Raw genomic sequence first — 18509 nt, 5'->3', positions numbered from 1 at the left:
TAGGGTTTCTTAATTATTTAAAATTCCCACATTAAAAACTGAAATATGAAAAACATCTTTATCTATATCGTTTTGTTGTGGTCTTCCTTTACATTTTCACAAAATGAGCAGCTCGCTAACTATTATTACGATAAAGGCGATTTTGAAAAAGCGAAAATCAGTTATGAAGAGCTTTTAAAAAGTGTGCCTTCTAATACCCAATACTTTTTAAGGACCGTTGAGTGCTATCAGCAGCTGCAGCAGTTTGCTAATGCTGAAAAAGCAATTCAGGAACGTTACAATCGCTACAAGCAAGGTGTTTTATTAGTCGAATTGGGATATAATTTTCAATTGCAGAAAAACGAATCGAAGGCTAAAAATTTCTACGATCAGGCAATTGAAAAAATTAAAATCAATCCGAATGAAGTTTACGGAATTGCCAATTCTTTTGAAAAAAAGGTATTGCTGGAGTATGCATTGAAAGCGTATCAGACAGGAATGCAGATGCAGCCGAATTACAATTTTAATTTCCAGATCGGAATGTTGTATGGGCAGCTTGGAAAAACCGATTTGATGATTGATCTTCTGCTGACTGAATCTTTTCAGAATCCACAGAATACGAATCTGATTCAGACACAATTATCGCGTTTTATGAATGGTGAAACAGATAATACTGCTTTTAAGGATGCGATGCGAAAAGCTTTAATCCTGAAAACACAGCAAAATCAGGATGTGTTCTGGAATCATTATCTGAGCTGGTTTTATGTACAGCAGAGAGAATTTGGAAAAGCTTTTATTCAGGAAAAAGCAATTTACAAACGTGAGCCTGAATCTTTATTGAGTATTGTTAATTTAAGTCAGTTTGCACTTAATGAAGATGATACTGATACAGCGGCAGAAATTTTAAATTTCATTTTACAGAATACTAAAGAACAGGATTTGCTGATTGCGACCAATTCCAGTCTGATGCAGATTAAAATCGATAAAGCGCAGGAAAAAGACTATCCAATAATTACTGCTGAACTTGAGCAGTTGCTTGCAACCTACGGGATAACTCCTTTTACCTTATCTTTGCAAATAATTCAGGCGCATTTCCTGGCCTTTAATTTAAAAAAGACAGAAGAAGGAAAGGCGGTTATAAAAAAGGCTTTAGAACTTAATTTAAACGAATATCAGAAAGCAGATGCTAAAATGGAACTGGGTGATATTTTGCTTCTGGAAGAAAAGTTCAATCAGGCGTTGATTTATTATTCGCAAATCCAGTTAGATTTAAAGAATGATGTGATGTCTCACGAGGCGAGTTTGAAAGCGGCCAAAACAAGTTACTTTAAAACCGATTTTGAATGGGCTTTAAAACAATTCAAAGAATTAAAATCGGCAAATACACAACTAATCGCCAATGATGCCCTTGAATATTTTTTACTGATTAATGATAATACCGTAGCCGATTCGACACAAATCGCTTTAAAACAGTTTGCCAAAGGTGATTTTTTAATTTATCAGAATAAAAAGCAGGAGGCGATTACACAGTTTCAGAACATCTTAAAGTCGTTCAAAGGGCAGGAAATTGAAGCTGTAACAATGTTGCGTTTAGGTAAAATCTATGAAAGCCTGAAAGATTATAATTCGGCTTTAAGCCAATACCAGCAAGTGATTGATCATCATAGTGATGGGATTTACGTAGACGAGGCGCTGTTTTTTTCTGCAGAAATTTATAACGACGAATTGAAAGATACAGAAAAGGCAAAACCTTTATATGAAAAGGTAATTTTTAACCATCAGGACAGCATTTACTTTGTTGATGCGAGAAAAAAATACCGAGAATTGAGGGGAGATAAGAATTTATAAAAATAGATTTTTAGATTATTAGAAGGTTAGATCATTAGATGTCTAACAATCTAAGAAGTCTAACAATCTAAACAATCTAAGAAAAAATGATTATTTACAACGTTACCACCAACATACACGAAAGCGTTCACGACCAATGGTTGAAATGGATGCAGGAAAAACACATACCTGAAATTCTGGCTACAAATAAATTTTCTTCAGCACGAATTGTAAAAGTTCTGATTGAAGAAGAAATGGGTGGAATTACCTATTCTGTACAATACACAACTGACAGCAAGGATACTTTAGAGAAATACTATCTTGAGGATCAACCAAAATTTGATAGAGAAGCTTTAGAATTGTTTGCAGATAAAATGCTTTCTTTCAGAACAGAACTGCAAGTTATTTCAGAACATTACGATTTCGACTTTAAGTCTTAATTAGCAAAAAAGTTTGAAAATAAAGCTTTGAGTCTTTGACCCTTCGAGTTAAAAAGAATACTTTTGCGCCCTCGTGGCAAAACAAGTAAGAAAATGGAAAAAGTAAAAGCCAAAAAACATTTAGGACAGCATTTCCTTAAAGACGAAAGTATTGCAAAAGCAATTGCTGATACTTTGAGTTTAAAGGGTTACGATGAGGTTTTAGAAATAGGGCCGGGGATGGGTGTGCTTACTAAATATTTACTTGACAAACCAGTTACGACCCGGGTAATCGAGATTGATACTGAATCTGTAGCGTATCTGGATGCGAACTATCCAAAATTAAAAGATAAAATTATTTCAGAAGACTTTCTGAAATACAATATAAATCAGGTTTACGAAAACAAGCAGTTCGCTATAATTGGTAACTTTCCTTATAATATCTCATCTCAGATTGTTTTTAGGACATTAGAATTCAGAGATCAGATTCCGGAGTTTTCCGGGATGTTTCAAAAGGAAGTTGCAGAGCGTATCTGCGAGAAAAAAGGATCAAAAACTTACGGAATACTGTCCGTTCTGGCACAGGCTTTCTATGATACTGAGTATTTGTTTACTGTAGACGAAAATGTTTTTATTCCTCCGCCCAAGGTCAAATCGGGTGTGATGAAAATGACCCGAAAGGAAGATTATAGTCTTCCGTGTGGTGAAAAATTGTTTTTTACGGTGGTAAAAACGGCTTTTCAGCAAAGACGAAAAACATTACGTAACAGTTTGAAAACATTAAATTTAACTGATAAGTTGCGGGAAGATGTTATCTTTGATAAACGTCCTGAGCAACTTAGTGTAGATGAATTTATTGAACTGACTCAAAAAATAGAAGCCGATGGAGTTCAAAGTTAGCAAAGAATTAATCCAACAATTAGAAGAGCATATTGTTAAGAAAAACGACAAAGAACTTGAAGTTTTACTTAATGACCTGCATCATGCTGATATTGCCGAAATCCTTGATGAACTGGATTTTGACGATGCAACCTATATATTTAAGGTTTTAGATAGTGATAAAACTGCCGAAATTCTTCTTGAATTAGAAGATGACCTTCGAGAGAATATCTTAAGCCGTCTTTCGCCAAAAGAAATCGCCGAGGAGCTTGATGAGCTCGAAACCAATGATGCGGCAGATATTATTGCCGAACTTTCACAGGAAATTAAAGCCGAGGTAATTTCGGAGTTAATTGACGTTGAACACGCAAAAGACATTGTCGATTTGTTGCGCTACGACGAAAATTCTGCCGGGGGTCTGATGGGAAAAGAGCTTGTAAAAGTAAACGAAAACTGGAATGTACTCACTTGCGTGAAAGAAATGCGTATCCAGGCCGAAAATGTATCCAGAGTACATTCGATTTATGTGGTCGATGATGAAAACCGCTTAAAAGGAAGATTGTCCCTGAAAGATTTGCTGACTTCTTCAACCAAAACCCAAATTAGCGATGTTTATATTAGAAAATTAAATTTTGTAAATGTTGATACGGAAGATGTTGAAGTGGCCCGTATCATGCAAAAATACGATTTGGAAGCTATTCCGGTTGTAGATGAACTGGGGCGTTTAGTAGGAAGAATTACTATTGACGATATCGTAGACGTAATTAAGGATGAAGCAGACAAAGATTACCAGCTGGCTGCGGGTATTACGCAGGACGTTGAATCGAATGACAGTGTTTTAGAACTCACAAAAGCACGTTTGCCATGGCTTTTAATCGGAATGGTAATCGAAATTGTAGCTTCGTTTGTTTTAAAAGGAAATGAGGGTGTTTTTAAACTTCATTCTACCTTAATTATTTTTGTGCCTTTGCTTTCAGCAACGGCTGGAAATATTGGAGTTCAGGCATCGGCAATTGTGGTACAGGGTTTAGCCAACGGAACTTTAAAAGAATTCAGTCGCGGTTATTTTACTAAAGAGATTACCGTTTCTATGATTTCCGGAAGTATTATTTCTTTGCTTTTACTGGGCTATCACTCGATTATGTACCAACAATACTTAGTAGGATTTGCAATTTCAATTTCTATGATTGTGGTGATATTATTTGCTGCAACTTTAGGAACTTTGGTGCCACTTTTTTTACACAAAAATAAAATTGATCCTGCTATTGCTACAGGGCCATTTATCACTACAACCAATGACGTTTTTGGAATTATGCTCTATTTTGGAGTAGCCAAATTGATTCTTGGGTTTTAATTTTTTCCAACAAATTAGCAGATTGCAGTGATTTAAGATTCTAAAAATCTGTGTAATTTGTGACTTAAAAAATACGCTATTAATCAGCAATAAATAAGCATGAAAGTACATATTATTGGAGGAGGAAATCTAGGTGTTTCTGTTGCCGTTGGGATTGCAAAATTTTCTAAAAACAATCAGGTTACCGTTACCAGAAGAAATACTGCAAGCATTGAGTATTTAACAGAATTAGGAATTACGGTTTCATCTGATAATAAACACAATATTCAGGAAGCCGATGTGGTTATTTTAACTGTAAAGCCGTATCAGGTAGATACTGTTTTGGCAGAGATTTTACCGGTAATTTCAGAAAAAACTATCGCATCTGCAGTAAGTGGTTTGTCTTTGGAAATGCTTCAGTCAAAAACGAATAATGAATATCCGGTAGTTAGAATCATGCCGAACATCGCTGCTCAATTTGGTGAATCTGCGACATGTATTTCATTTCCTGATAAAGACAAAGAGAAAGCTTTGCCAATCGTAGATTTGTTTCAGGATTTAGGAACTGCTCCGGTTATCGATGAGAAATTAATGGATGCAGCTACTGTTTTGGGTGCCTGCGGAACAGCTTATGCTTTAAGATATATTCGTGCTTCAATGCAGGCCGGAATCGAAATTGGATTTGATTCGCAAACGGCTTTGGCAATTGCTGCACAAACTGCAAAAGGAGCGGCTAAAATGCTATTAGAAGAAAAAGTACACCCGGAACAATTAATTGACCGGGTAACAACACCTCAGGGATGTACAATCGCAGGTCTAAATGAAATGGAACATAATGGTTTTAGTTCGTCTTTAATCAAAGGAATCAAAACTTCTTTGAAACAGATTAAGGGGCTTTTAAAATAAAATATCAAATTTCGGAAATTCCAAATTCCAATTTTTTTAGTTGGGATTTGGAATTTTTATTTATTTGAACTTAAAGTGTTTTCTTTCCTAAAATATATTTTAAATAAAGAAATCCGAAAATACCTGAAAGGGCAGATGCAATTAAAATGGCTATTTTAGAAAACACAATAGTTTGAGGATCTTTAAATGCTAAAAAAGTAATGAAGATTGACATTGTAAAACCAATTCCGCCCAACATTCCGGCTCCTAAAATGTGAGCCCATTTTAATTTTTTTGGCAAGGAAGAAAAATCGGCATTTACTCCGATATAGGAAAAAAGTAAAATTCCTAAAGGTTTCCCTAGCACTAACCCTAAAATGATTCCGTACGCATAAGGACTATTTAGACCTTCGTGCCAGTCTGATCCAATAGCGATACAGGTATTTGCAATAGCAAACAACGGCAATATTAAAAAGGAAACTGGTTTATGCAAAAAGTGTTGTAATTTATACGAAGATGATTTTTCACTACCATCACCAAACGGAATTACAAATGCCAATATAACGCCTGTAATTGTAGCGTGAACTCCCGAATTTAGCATAAAATACCACATAAGAATTCCACCGATCAAATATGGTATGAGGTTGTAAATCTTCATTCTGTTCAAAACAAATAAAATCCCCCAGATTCCCAGGGTTATGGCAAGATTTACAAAAATAATAGAAGAAGTATAAAAAACAGCAATTACAATGATAGCACCGAGATCATCAATTACAGCCAGTGCTGTTAGAAATACTTTTAAAGATGCTGGGACCTTGTTTCCTAAAAGAGATAAAATTCCGATAGCAAAAGCTATATCGGTTGCCATTGGTATTCCGGCTCCGCTCTGAGTGACTGTACCAAAATTTAAGGCTAAAAACAATGCTGCCGGAATAAACATTCCCCCAAGTGCTCCCATGATTGGAAGGGCGGCATTTTTGAGGTTAGACAGTTCTCCATGATAAATTTCGCGTTCCAGCTCCAGCCCAATCATTAAAAAGAAGATGGTCATCAAACCATCATTAATCCAGTGGGTAATGGAATGTTCCCAAATTTCTTTTTCCCATAAAGCAATATAGGGAACCTGAAATGATGAATTGGCAAGGGTAAGTGATAGTATGGTAACAAAAAGCAATAACAAACCTTCCGATTTTTTGTTTTCTAAAAAGGCTTTAAAAGTTTTGGTTAATTTCATTTGAAGGGAGTTATGCTGATGGAAGTTGTTTATGAAGTTTTTAGCAGTGATATTTTCAAAGTTAAAAAAAATTAAGCCCAATAAAAAACTTAAAGTATTTTCTGTTTGATATGATTCGGATTTAGAAATAAAGAATAAACTGTATTTTTGTTTTATCTAAATTTAAAATAATGAGTATAAAAATTCTACATATTGATAGCAATCATCCCATTCTTTGGCAGCAGTTAGAAGAAGCGGGTTTTGAAAATCATGCCGATTTTACCTCTTCAAAAGAAGAAATCGAAGCCAAAATTCAGGATTATAATGGAATCGTTATCCGAAGCCGTTTTAAAATTGACAAAACATTTTTAGATAAAGCAGTCAATCTTCAGTTTATAGCCAGAGTAGGAGCAGGCCTTGAAAGTATTGATTGTGACTACGCTCTGGACAAAGATATTAACCTGATTGCGGCTCCGGAAGGTAATTGCAACGCTGTTGCAGAACATACTTTAGGAATGATTTTGTCACTTTTTAACAAACTAAATCAGGCAGATAGTGAAATCCGTTCTGGGGAATGGAACAGGGAAAGTAATCGTGGTCATGAACTTGATGGTAAAACCGTTGGTATTATTGGTTATGGAAATATGGGGAAAGCGTTTGCCAAAAAACTCCGCGGTTTTGATGTTGCCGTTTTGTGTTACGATATTGCAGATAATATGGGGGATGAAAATGCAAAACAGGTTTCCTTACAGGAGTTACAGCAAAAAACAGATGTTCTAAGTCTGCATATTCCATGGACGCCAGATACGGATAAAATGATTGATCTGAATTTCATCAATGCATTTGCAAAGCCATTTTGGATTATAAATACTTCCCGTGGTAAAAACATTGTCACGGCAGATTTAGTTGAAGCAATGAAGTCAGGGAAGGTTTTAGGGGCAGGTCTGGATGTTCTGGAGTATGAAAAATTATCTTTTGAAACACTTTTTCAGGAAAAAAATACTCCTGAAGCTTTCCAGTATTTATTGGATGGTAAAAAAGTAATACTAACCCCTCATATTGCCGGGTGGACATTTGAAAGCCACGAGCGACTGGCTCAGGTTATAGTTGATAAGATTAAAATGCTTTATTCAAAATAATAATTCTATTCATGATTTAATAACAGGTTTTTTCTGTAAAAGCTTTCCGTGAAATTAGTTTTTGAAGTTATTTTTTTTTAATATTGTTGTTAAATTTAACAAAATTTTAAAAAAGGAGAAACCGAAAATCCCCAAAAGAGTAGGGCTTTAATTAACTAAAAAAATATTATTATGATTGAATGGTACAAAAAAGTGGTTTTTGAAAACTATGCGAATTTCAATGGGCGTGCAAGAAGGAGCGAATATTGGTATTATACTTTAGCAACTATAATCATTTCTATAATACTTTCTATTATTGATAAAACTACTGGTTTGACTTTTGGTTTGGCTGAATCAGGAATAATTTCATCATTGTATAGTTTGTTTGTTTTTTTACCAGGTTTAGCTGTTTTAGTGAGACGTTTACATGATGTAGGGAAAAGTGGCTGGTTTGCTTTTATTGTGCTAATCCCATTAGCGGGTGTAATTTGGTTGATAGTAGTATTAGCTACAGCAGGTGATCAAGGAACAAATGCTTATGGGCCAGATCCTAAAAGTGATTTTGACGAAATTAGTGAAATTGGAAAAGCTGATGCATAACTATAAAAATATATAAAAATGGAAACCACAAAACCAACAGAACATTGGAATACCCCGCAATATAACCGAGAAGAGAATAAGAAGATTGTTTCTGGAATATTTGCTATCTTATTGGGAGCTTTAGGAATTCATAAGTTTTATTTAGGTTATACAAAAGAAGGTATAATTCAGCTTGTTTTAGGATTAATGTGCGGGATAGGTGGTCTAATAGGTATTGTAGAAGGAATTTTATATCTCACAAAATCAGACGAAGAATTTTATCAAACCTATCAGGTTGGTAAAAAAGGCTGGTTCTAAAAAATGCAAAACCCCAAATCTCTTAAGATTGGGGTTTGTTTTTTTATATTAGATTCTTTTTTTAACTGATATCTTCTTTTTCAGATAATTTGCGTTCCAGTTCTATCTGAAACTCTTCTATAACCGGTTTCATTGTGCTTTCAGGAATATCTGCAATCCTGATGTACATTAGACCGTCAATAGCATTATTAAACAAAGGATCGACATTAAAAGCTACTACACGTGCGTTTTGTTTGATGTATTTTTTAATCAGGACAGGCAAACGTAAATTCCCTGGTTCCAGTTCGTCAATGATCTTGTCGAATTTGTTCAGGTCTGATTCGGCTTCATCAAAAATGAAATCTTTATCGGCGTCTTTCAGTTTTACTTTATAAGCCTTTTTCGGATGAATATATTGTGCAATATATGGGTCGTAATAGTTTGACTTCATGAACTCAATCATCAATGATTTTGAGAAGTCAGAGAACTGATTGCTGATACTTACACCGCCTACCAGATATTTATGTTCCGGATGACGTAAAGTCGTATGGATAATACCTTTCCATAGTAAAAACAAAGGCATTGGTTTTTGCTGGTATTCACGGGTGATAAAGGCACGTCCCATTTCGATTGATTTGTGCATCATATCGTGAAGTTCCGGTTCAAATCTAAAAAGGTCAGTGAGGTAAAAACCTTCGATTCCATATTTTGGATAAATCTCAGAACCTAATCCCATACGATAGGCACCAGCGATTTTTTTAGTTTCATCATCCCATAAAAACATATGGTGATAATATTGGTCGTATTCATCTAAGTCAATAGATTCATTGGTTCCTTCACCAACTTCACGGAAAGTAATTTCACGTAAACGCCCAATTTCATGCAAAATATTTGGGATGGATTTTGCTCCCGCAAAAAACACTTCGTAATTTTTACTTTGCAAGAACCTGCTGTCACTATTCCGTAGTGCCTGAACTTCATCAATCATTTTTGATTCATTGGCAGGCGTAACGATTTTTTTAGGCGCTTTAGGAATTTTTAAATTGGAAGTATCAAGTAATTTGCTGTCCTTTTCAAAAGGATTGGCAAGCATATAAGTTTTTTTTCTTAAAAATTCTGAGTATTCTTCAAACGATTCAATTTCGTTTTGTTCGTTTACCGAAATTGGTTTTCCAATACGAACCTTAATCACACGGTCTTTTTGGGTAAGCAGTTCAGAAGGTAATTTGGCTGTACGCAAAGTATCATCTATTTTAGATAACCAATAGAATAGTTTGCTGTTTTTAGCATGAAAATAAATCGGTACAACAGGAACTTTTGCTTTTCTAATCAGTTTTATAGCACCTTCTTCCCAGGGTTTATCAACAACTAATTTTCCGTCTTTGTAGGTCGAAACTTCACCGGCAGGGAAAATTCCCAAAGGTTTTCCATCGCTTAAATGACGTAGTGTTTCTTTAATCCCAACCACGCTTGATTTTGCATCCTTATGATTTTCAAAAGGATTTACAGGCATAATGTATTTCTTAAGCGGAACAATTCTGTGCAATAAAAAGTTGGCAATAATTTTGAAATTTGGCTCTCTTTCAAGCATTAATTTCAATAACAAAATGCCATCAATTCCTCCAAGCGGATGATTAGATATAGTAATGTAAGCGCCATCTTTAGGCAGACGTTTTAAATCTTCTTCAGGGATTTCGAATTTGATTTCCATCTCATCCAAAATTCCATTTAAAAAAGGAACGTCTTCTAAATGTTTATTGTGATCGTAAATTTTATTAAGAGTAGAAATCTTAAGAACCTTCATGAGAATCCAGCCTGAAAAAGTACCAAAAACTCCGTACTTATCAACATTTATTGCTTTTGCAACTTCTTTCGCGGTAACTAAACCCATGTACTTTTTTAATTTATTAGAACAGCGAACAAAGATAACAAAAAACTCTACTTTTAGCGTTTGTTATACAAACTTTCCGCATTTTTATTACTTTTGGGTATCTAAAAAAATCGCATGAAAATTATTTCTTATAATGTAAACGGAATACGGGCAGCTATTTCAAAAGGATTTATCAATTGGCTTCAACAGGCCAATCCGGATGTTATATGTCTTCAGGAAATTAAGGCAACTCAGGATCAGATTCCGACAGAAGATATCACTGCTGCAGGCTATCCATATCAATATTATTACCCGGCAACGAAAAAAGGATATAGCGGTGTAGCCATTCTATCTAAAATTGAACCCCAAAAAGTGGTTTACGGAACCGGAATTCACCACATGGATTTTGAGGGACGAAACCTGCGTGTCGATTTTGATGATGTTTCCGTAATGAGTCTGTATCTTCCATCAGGGACCAATATTGAAAGATTAGACCATAAATTTATGTATATGGATGATTTTCAAACCTACATAAATGAATTAAGATTAACCATTCCAAATATTATTATTTGCGGGGATTACAATATCTGTCACGAAGCAATTGACATTCACGATCCGGTTCGCAACAAAACAGTTTCAGGATTTTTACCGGCAGAGCGTGCCTGGCTGGACGGATTTATGAAGACAGGTTTTATTGATAGTTTCCGTCATTTCAACAAAGATCCGCATCATTACACGTGGTGGAGCTATCGTGCAGGAGCGAGAGGAAATAATAAAGGCTGGCGCATCGATTATAATCTGGTAAGCCAACCTTTAGAACACAGATTAAAGCGTGCTGTTATTCTTCCCGACGCCATACATTCAGACCATTGTCCGGTTTTGGTTGAAATCGAATAATTTTGGTATTGTTATTGTTAGACAAAGTCGGGTTCTAAGTCAGGATAATTGTCATTCTGAGCGGATTTGAAGGCTTTAAGGTTAAAAGTAAGGAGCTATTTCCTGCTTTCCACTGCAATCTTTATGTTTTTAAAGAAAAAACACAAAGGATTTCCGTTTCAATCAGGGCTAGGGTTTCACGATAATAAGAGTACTCAAAAAGAATAATAACCTATAATTCTAAAATACCATAAAAATGATTAAAAAAGCCTCACTGGGATTGCTGGTTTTAGCACTTTCAACGTCTTGCGTTTCCAAAAAAATATACAACGATCTGGAAACAAAATATTCAGATTTAAAAAAAGAAAACCGTTCTATTGCTGATGAAAACAGCGAATTAAAAACTGCAAAAAATCAGTTAGAATTAGAACGTGATAAATTAACGAAGGATTTAAACAGTACAAAAGCTGAGCTTGATAAACAAAAAGCTGATCTGGCTGCTGCGCAAAATAAATTTAAGGTTTTACAGGATTCCTATAATGCTTTAGAGAAAAACAGCAATGATGCGCTAGAGAAAAATATGAATAAAAACCGTGATTTACTGGCAGAATTAGAAGCAAAATCTAAAAAACTAGCAGATGAACAGGCACGTTTGGATAAAACAGCAAATCGTTTGAAAGAATTGGAAGATATGATTGCTGCTAAAGAAGAAGCAATGCGTAAATTAAAAGAAACCTTATCAAAAGCTTTAAATGGTTTCGAAGGCAAAGGTTTGACTGTTGAACAGAAAAATGGTAAAGTATATGTTTCCATGGAAAACAAATTACTTTTCAATTCAGGAAGCTGGGCAGTGGGCTCTGAGGGTAGAAAAGCGGTTGTGGAGTTAGGAAAAGTATTAGGAGACAATCCGGATCTTTCTGTTTTGATTGAAGGACATACTGATGATGATCCTTACGCTGGTTCGGGACCAATTGCAAACAACTGGGATTTGTCCACCAAAAGAGCAACTGCAATTGTGGCTATTTTAAGTGAAAATACTAAAATCAACAAACAAAAATTAACTGCTGCCGGTCGTAGCGAATTTTCTCCTTTGGCAAGCAATGCAACTCCTGAAGGAAAAGCTAAAAACCGTAGAATCGAGATTATCTTAACGCCAAGGCTGGATGAAATCGCTGATATGCTGAATAGTATCAACTAAGCAGAATTTTAATAAAATTCAAAAGGCTCAGAGTTTTAAACTTTGAGCCTTTTTTTATTGATATGGTTTTATAATTATGCTTTTTCAATCAAAATACTCACAGCATTTCCTCCAAAACCTACAGCGTTAATCAGCACTTTTTTTATAGTCTTTGTTTTACTCTGAGTTTTTGCAAAAGGAACATCGATAAACTTATCATGTTGAATCATCAAAAGCGCTAATTCTAAACTCAAAATTCCTGAAGCCCCAAAAGTGTGTCCGATTTTCCATTTGTTGGTAGTCAGCAATGGTAAATTTTCTCCAAAAACTTTTTCAATTGCACGAAGTTCCGTTAAATCTCCTTTTATAGTTCCCGGAGCATGCATAACGATAACGTCTACATCTTTTAAATCGGTTTCTTTTAAAGCCATTTTCATCGATTTCTGAAAACAGTCAGCCTCTGCAGAAATCGAAATATTATGTTCTAAAATTTCAGTAGCATAACCAACACCTGTAATGTAAGCGATTGCACTTTCTGTCTGGCCGGCTTCCAGACAACAAACTCCTGCAGCTTCACCCAAAATCATCGTGTTTTGCGTTTTTTCAAAGTCAAATGCCAGATTGGGCCACGAGTCCTTAGTCTGGTCAATACGTGAATATATTTTTAAAGCCCGCATCTGGGCAATCGTAAAATCGGTCAAAGGAGCCTCACTACCACCTACTAAAAACTTATCAGCCATTCCTGATTTTAGCCATGCAACACCATTTAAAATTGCATGAAGTGCCGTAGAACAGGTTATGGAATGTGAAATTTCAGGACCCGTACTTTGTAAATCGTGAGCAATCCAGGAAGAGATATTTCCTAAAGTGGTTGTAGGTGAGGCGAGAGTCTGTGCTTTCCCTGTATCGACATACTCTTTATAGTGTTTTTCGAAAAGATCGGTTGCCCCGCGCGAAGAGCCAATGTTGATTCCGAATGCATCTCCTGATTTCCAGCCTGCCTGTTTAACAGCCTTTCGCGAAGCTGCCAAAGCAAACAAAACAGAATCGTCCAGAAATTTATATTTAGGATCTGATTCACGGACTTCAGCAATAATTTGTTTGGATTCTGCTTTAAGTGCTGCTACAGAAGTTTCCTGCTGATCTAAGAATTGCTGTGAAAAACAATGCTGATCGTTAAGGTATTTTTCCCAGACTTCTTCAGGATTATTTCCTAATGGAGAAATAGACGAAAATGCTGTTATGGAGATTTTATTTGTATTCAAAATATTGTTTTTATGCCTGCTGGATTTTAATCGCAAAGGTCGCAAAGCTTTTTTAATTAGAGTTAAATGGACTACATAAATTAACGATTTCAGAGTTGAAATTGATTTTTGAAGTTGCTATTGAAGTTGTAAAAGATTTTTCCGAAATAAATCGGCATATTCTTTAATTACATTTTGGTCAAAATACGGTTCTTCATCAATTCTTCCAATATATTTAATTCCGGTTTTATCGAGAATCAAGTTTTCGGTAGATTTGTTTTCGCTTCCGCTAAAGATAATTCCGGAAACCTGAAAACCTCTATTCTGAATCGCTTCAATAGTCAATAATGTATGATTGATACTTCCGAGATAGTGTCTTGAAACTATAATTATTTTGTAATCGGGCTGAATCAAATCTGCAATCGTATCTTTTTCGTTTAACGGTACAAAAATGCCGCCTGCGCCTTCGATAACTAAATGGTTGTCGGTTTTTGGTTCCTGAATTTTTTCTAAATCAATTTGAATTCCGTCGATTTCAGCTGCCAAATGCGGACTGGCAGGTGTGTTTAATTTGTAACTGTTCTCGAAGATTTTTGTTTTTGAATTAGAAATTCGGGCTTTTATTTTATGACTGTCAGAATTATCTAAATCTCCGGCCTGAACGGGTTTCCAGTAATCTGCTTCTAAAGCCTCAACCACAATGGCAGAAGTTATTGTTTTGCCCACATCTGTTGAAATGCCTGTGATAAATATTTTCATGAGATTTGTTGTTTCGCAGAGATTCGCAAAGGATACACAAAGTAGTGCAAAGAATAAAAATTTTGTGAATCTTTGCTTTTCCTTTGTGAATCTCTGTGTAAAATTCTCCACAAAAATACCAATAAAAACAACAAGCCTATCATAATTGATAGGCTTGTTGTTTATTCTTCTTTTAATTCGTCAATCAGTTTCTTGATTTCTTTAGCATATTTTCCATAGAAATGATGAACCCACCATTCTAAAGCTGCTCCCATACATATAATGGAAAAAAAGATAAGTACTATAAAAGCGATTAATTGTGAATTGCTAATTTGATTTATTTCAAAATCTGATGATTGTGACAGTAGGTAATATTGAAATCCGATTAACCCCATTACGACAAAAGGAGTTAATGCAAATCCAAATGTTTTATACAATTCCATGTTTAATCTGATATCGAAATAGGTTTCATACAGACTGTCTTTCGTTTTAAGTGTAATGTTATTTAATCTTTTATAAAAAAAGTAAAGTTTAGTGAGGTAATAAACGCATACGGCAGTAAACATACTGAATATTAAGTAAAAAAATGCTGTAGCCTTATCCGGGAATTGATAAATAACCGGAATTAATCCAATAAGGATAATGGAGCTAAACTGGTAAAAAAATTCTTTTTTTAAATTTTTTCGAATCTTGTCTAAAGGCGTATTTGCCGATTGTATTTTTTCTAAATTGTCTGGAAGAACAATGTTTTCTGTTTTTTCGTTGTTCCATGCGTTTTGTATATCGTTAAAATCCATATCCTTGATTTTTTATAATTTCTTTTAATTTTTCTTTTGCTCTGTTTAATTTCACTCTTGCGTTTCCTTCAGAGATACCTAGGTTTTCTCCAATTTCCTTATGAGAAAAGCCTTCTAATTGATAAAAAATAATGGCTTTATCAATCTTTTCGAGTTTTTGAACTGCTTTGTAAAAATGGTCCAGCTGACTTTCTTTTATATGAGAATCGGTTTCATCATCTTTAATGTTTTCTGATGCAATTTCATATTTGTCTACTTTTCGCTTTTCTTTTCTTAGGAAAACAATAGCTGTATTTACTGCCACCCGATACATCCAGGTTGAAAATTGACTTTCATTTCGAAAAGTATCGTAAGACTTCCATAGCTGACAGACAATCTCCTGAAATAAGTCTTGTTGATCATATGGATTATCCATGTACATCTTGGAGACTTTATACAGAATTCCTTTGTGACTTTCTATCCGGTTTAAAAACTCTTGTTCTTTCTCTTTCAAAATAATGCTAGTTCATTACTGGTTTTACAATATATCCTGCTTTTCTTAGTAAATTAATCACTCCTAAATCTCCACCTAAATGTGCTGAACCAAATGCAAAAAATACGCTTTCATTTTTCATAATTTGAGGCATATCTTTAGCCCAGTTCTTATTTCTGTCATCTAATATAGCTTTATTAGTGCGCTCACTCGCCATTTTTTTGTCTGTTAGAATTGTAAATAAATCATTTACATTTTCCTCTTTATACGCTTTTACAAGTTTTGCGGTTACTTCTGGGTCAAACTCTTTCAAAAATGTAATCATTTCATCATTTGTATAGGCATTATCAATGGCCAATAATTGAGCTTTTGCCGTTTCTAAACCTCCAACTTGTATGTTGTTCTTTTGGGCTCTTGAGATAAATTCCATTTCATATTGCTTCAAATCTTTACAGCCATAATTTTTCATTGAAACTAATGACATTGCACCCGCCAAACCATAATTATCAATCTGAGCTACATTCAAACCAGTAGTTTTCTTTAAAATATCTTCAAATTTAGCTAATTGTTCTGTGTTTAACTTTTTGGTAATCGGTTCTGCTTTCGTTGATGCTTCCTGCATCTCTGCCATTTCTTTAGGATCTGTTAAGTTTATTTCGAGTACCAGTTTGTTTGATGCATCAAATGCTCTTTTTGCTTTGTCAGAAAGAAAATAATCTCCTGAACATATCATATGAATCGTTCCGTATAAATAAGAAGGTTTTGATAATCCGTTTCCGGATACTTCCCATAATAGGGAATTTTCTAATTTAGGAGATTTTTGTTGTGCTTCGATTGTTCCGCTAAAAATGAATAATATTACTGCTAATGTTGTTTTGATTAAATTTTTCATGATTTTGATTGATTTAAGTTGATGATTAATTGATTGATGATTTTGATTAAAATGATTTGATTGGTTGTACGACTGAAACTCTTTTGATTATTTACTGTATTTATTTCGTTGCCAGGAAGAAACAACTCCCATGACTAAAGCGCCCATCAGAACTAAAAAAACAATGCTGATTATTTTTATCAGGATTTTGAAGAGTAAAGCGAGTAGAAATCCTGCTAATGCGGCTAAGACACATTTGTAGGTATTTTGTTTGGAGAAACTAGATTGCGATTTCATAATAGTTTTGATTTATTTAATTACGACTCGTAAGTGACCAAACATTCAAAACGTTACAAAAAAAATAAACTTTTTTCGAAAAGTGAGGAAATATAAGGGGTTCGAGAAGAAAAAAAATATAATTTTACAAGAGATACACAAAGAAAATGCAGAAAGGTTTGCGAAGTTTTTTTGTGATTCTTTGTGGAAATTTTTGGGAATTTCTGCGGAATAATTAAAAGACCAAATCTCTCAGAAATTCTAAAACCTGATTAATTTCTTCTTCAGTATTGTAGCTGTGTATACAAAAACGTAAACGTTCCTGGCCTTCAGGAACGGTTGGTGAAAGTATCGGTTTTACATCAAAACCTTTGTCCTGTAATTGTTGTGCAATTTGTTTTACATTTCCGTTACCCGGAATAATTGCCGATTGAATAGCTGATTTACTTCGGACAAACATGGGTTTTAAGCCTAAAAGATTTTTTTGCTGATTAAACAAAATGATGTTTTGGCGTAATTTTTCAATCGTTTCTTTTTCGATTTCTAATTGTTGGTAGGCAACCAAGATAGTAGCAACAGAATGTGGAGACAGACCTGTTGTGTAAATAAAACTTCGGGCGAAATTAACGAGATATTCTTTTAACTCAATGCTTCCCAGGACAACAGCACCATGACATCCTAAACCCTTTCCGAAAGTCATAATTCGGGAAAAAATTCTATGATGTAGCTGCTGGTATTGCGTAAGCCCTTCGCCTTTTTCTCCAAAAACGCCTAATGTATGTGCTTCGTCAACTACCAGATAACAATTGTATTTTTCGGTAAGTTGCACTAACTCTTCCAGATTTGGACTATCACCGTCCATAGAAAAAACGGTTTCTGTAACAACGTAAATATTTGTTGGAATTTGGGATTTAGAAAATTGAAATTTAATAATTAATCGTTCTAAATCTTCAAAATCGTTATGGTTGAATTTATATGATTTGGCATTCGACATTGTAATTCCGTCGCGAATAGAAGCATGGCTTAATTCATCATACAAAATAACATCGTTTCGTTGCGGTAAAGCGCTAAAAAAACCAATATTAGCATCATAGCCCGAATTAAAAATTAAAGCCGATTCAGCGTCATGGAATTGCGAAATAAAAGTTTCGGCAATTTGGTATAAAGAATGGTTGCCTGAAATTAGGCGGGAGCCTGTTGCTCCATTCTGAAAAATCTCATTTTCCAGTAAATAAGCATGAGTATGTTTGAAAATGGATTCCGATTTTGAAAAACCTATATAATCATTAGACGAAAAATCGACAAGATTATTAAACGCAGGAAGTTTTCTAAGCGAATTGTTCAGCTTACGATTCTCAAGTTTCTGATTTAGGTTTTCAGGTAATTTCATAAAAGCAAAGTTATGAAATTGAAAATATAAATAAACAGGGGGATTATGTGATTCGTTGATTTTAATTGGTGACTCAAATACTGTTTTAATAGCGCTTCTTTTGAAATGTTAAGTTTGTTACTGTTAAAGAAAAATATAAAAGAAGAAATGAGTTTATTGTTAAGACATCGTTCTCATGCTTAAATAACATTGTAGATGATGCGTCTATCTAATTTTTTTATGCAAAAATCTGTTTTTTAATAATAAATTATTGTTTTTCGATAATTTAT

19 protein-coding genes are annotated in these 18509 nt (G+C 34.5%); 10 read left to right on the top strand and 9 right to left on the bottom strand.

Going from position 1 to position 18509, the window contains the following annotated elements; all coding sequences use genetic code 11:
- Positions 1 to 45: 45 nt before the first annotated feature.
- From GWR14_RS12200 to proC, 5 genes are all read left to right on the top strand, one after another.
- Entirely contained in the window at positions 46 to 1827 is a 1782-nt protein-coding gene (locus tag GWR14_RS12200; protein ID WP_163409300.1) for a tetratricopeptide repeat protein, read from the top strand.
- 86 nt (positions 1828 to 1913) lie between these two features.
- The gene (locus GWR14_RS12195; protein WP_163409299.1) at positions 1914 to 2246 is read left to right on the top strand and encodes a DUF4286 family protein; all 333 of its coding nucleotides are present in this window, start codon (positions 1914 to 1916) and stop codon (positions 2244 to 2246) included.
- A 93-nt stretch (positions 2247 to 2339) separates the two neighbouring features.
- Positions 2340 to 3125 (top strand): 16S rRNA (adenine(1518)-N(6)/adenine(1519)-N(6))-dimethyltransferase RsmA, encoded by a 786-nt coding sequence (gene rsmA / locus GWR14_RS12190; RefSeq protein WP_163409298.1) that lies wholly within the window; start codon positions 2340 to 2342, stop codon positions 3123 to 3125.
- Positions 3109 to 4458 (top strand): magnesium transporter, encoded by a 1350-nt coding sequence (gene mgtE, locus GWR14_RS12185; RefSeq protein ID WP_163409297.1) that lies wholly within the window; start codon positions 3109 to 3111, stop codon positions 4456 to 4458. Before rsmA ends, mgtE begins: the two co-directional genes overlap by 17 nt.
- 99 nt (positions 4459 to 4557) lie before the next feature.
- Positions 4558 to 5343: a pyrroline-5-carboxylate reductase gene (proC, locus tag GWR14_RS12180; protein WP_163409296.1), complete on the top strand. Its 786-nt coding sequence runs from the start codon at positions 4558 to 4560 to the stop codon at positions 5341 to 5343.
- A gap of 70 nt (positions 5344 to 5413) precedes the next feature.
- On the opposite strand, the gene nhaA is transcribed toward proC, so the two are convergent.
- On the bottom strand, positions 5414 to 6556 hold the full coding sequence (gene nhaA, locus GWR14_RS12175; protein ID WP_163409295.1) for a Na+/H+ antiporter NhaA: 1143 nt from the start codon (positions 6554 to 6556) through the stop codon (positions 5414 to 5416).
- A 170-nt stretch (positions 6557 to 6726) separates the two neighbouring features.
- Here nhaA and GWR14_RS12170 point away from each other — a divergent pair, with 170 nt between their 5' ends.
- The 3 genes from GWR14_RS12170 to GWR14_RS12160 all read left to right on the top strand — a co-directional run bounded on the left by GWR14_RS12170 (position 6727) and on the right by GWR14_RS12160 (position 8550).
- Positions 6727 to 7674: a 2-hydroxyacid dehydrogenase gene (locus GWR14_RS12170; protein ID WP_163409294.1), complete on the top strand. Its 948-nt coding sequence runs from the start codon at positions 6727 to 6729 to the stop codon at positions 7672 to 7674.
- Between the two features lie 171 nt (positions 7675 to 7845).
- Positions 7846 to 8253, top strand: a complete 408-nt coding sequence (locus tag GWR14_RS12165; RefSeq protein WP_163409293.1) for a DUF805 domain-containing protein — start codon at positions 7846 to 7848, stop codon at positions 8251 to 8253.
- An 18-nt stretch (positions 8254 to 8271) separates the two neighbouring features.
- Positions 8272 to 8550: a TM2 domain-containing protein gene (locus GWR14_RS12160; protein ID WP_163409292.1), complete on the top strand. Its 279-nt coding sequence runs from the start codon at positions 8272 to 8274 to the stop codon at positions 8548 to 8550.
- 61 nt (positions 8551 to 8611) lie between these two features.
- On the opposite strand, the gene GWR14_RS12155 is transcribed toward GWR14_RS12160, so the two are convergent.
- Positions 8612 to 10420, bottom strand: coding sequence for a GNAT family N-acyltransferase (locus GWR14_RS12155; protein ID WP_163409291.1), 1809 nt, complete (start codon positions 10418 to 10420; stop codon positions 8612 to 8614).
- A 114-nt stretch (positions 10421 to 10534) separates the two neighbouring features.
- On the opposite strand from GWR14_RS12155, the gene GWR14_RS12150 reads away from it, so the two are divergent.
- The gene (locus GWR14_RS12150) at positions 10535 to 11296 is read left to right on the top strand and encodes an exodeoxyribonuclease III (RefSeq protein WP_163409290.1); all 762 of its coding nucleotides are present in this window, start codon (positions 10535 to 10537) and stop codon (positions 11294 to 11296) included.
- A gap of 235 nt (positions 11297 to 11531) precedes the next feature.
- On the top strand, positions 11532 to 12473 hold the full coding sequence (locus GWR14_RS12145; RefSeq protein WP_163409289.1) for an OmpA family protein: 942 nt from the start codon (positions 11532 to 11534) through the stop codon (positions 12471 to 12473).
- Between the two features lie 74 nt (positions 12474 to 12547).
- Here GWR14_RS12145 and GWR14_RS12140 read toward each other — a convergent pair whose 3' ends face one another.
- From GWR14_RS12140 to GWR14_RS12110, 7 genes are all read right to left on the bottom strand, one after another.
- Positions 12548 to 13717: a beta-ketoacyl synthase N-terminal-like domain-containing protein gene (locus tag GWR14_RS12140; RefSeq protein ID WP_163409288.1), complete on the bottom strand. Its 1170-nt coding sequence runs from the start codon at positions 13715 to 13717 to the stop codon at positions 12548 to 12550.
- A 117-nt stretch (positions 13718 to 13834) separates the two neighbouring features.
- A complete protein-coding gene (gene bioD / locus GWR14_RS12135) occupies positions 13835 to 14455 on the bottom strand; it encodes a dethiobiotin synthase (protein ID WP_163409287.1) in 621 nt (206 codons plus the stop codon).
- Positions 14456 to 14616: 161 nt separating this feature from the next.
- Positions 14617 to 15231, bottom strand: coding sequence for a hypothetical protein (locus tag GWR14_RS12130; protein ID WP_163409286.1), 615 nt, complete (start codon positions 15229 to 15231; stop codon positions 14617 to 14619).
- Entirely contained in the window at positions 15221 to 15724 is a 504-nt protein-coding gene (locus tag GWR14_RS12125) for an RNA polymerase sigma factor (RefSeq protein ID WP_163409285.1), read from the bottom strand. The genes GWR14_RS12130 and GWR14_RS12125 overlap by 11 nt, the downstream gene beginning before the upstream one ends.
- Positions 15725 to 15731: 7 nt before the next feature.
- Complete coding sequence (locus GWR14_RS12120; protein ID WP_163409284.1) at positions 15732 to 16595, bottom strand: TraB/GumN family protein; 864 nt, start codon at positions 16593 to 16595, stop codon at positions 15732 to 15734.
- Positions 16596 to 16682: 87 nt separating this feature from the next.
- Positions 16683 to 16871: a hypothetical protein gene (locus GWR14_RS12115; protein ID WP_163409283.1), complete on the bottom strand. Its 189-nt coding sequence runs from the start codon at positions 16869 to 16871 to the stop codon at positions 16683 to 16685.
- A 214-nt stretch (positions 16872 to 17085) separates the two neighbouring features.
- Complete coding sequence (locus GWR14_RS12110) at positions 17086 to 18240, bottom strand: aminotransferase class I/II-fold pyridoxal phosphate-dependent enzyme (RefSeq protein ID WP_163409282.1); 1155 nt, start codon at positions 18238 to 18240, stop codon at positions 17086 to 17088.
- Positions 18241 to 18509: the final 269 nt, after the last annotated feature.

It is taken from the genome of Flavobacterium ajazii, from assembly GCF_010614725.1.
In the GTDB taxonomy this organism is placed as follows: domain Bacteria; phylum Bacteroidota; class Bacteroidia; order Flavobacteriales; family Flavobacteriaceae; genus Flavobacterium; species Flavobacterium ajazii.
Note: the sequence above shows the minus strand (reverse complement) of the source record. Positions and strands in the feature narration are given on the sequence as shown.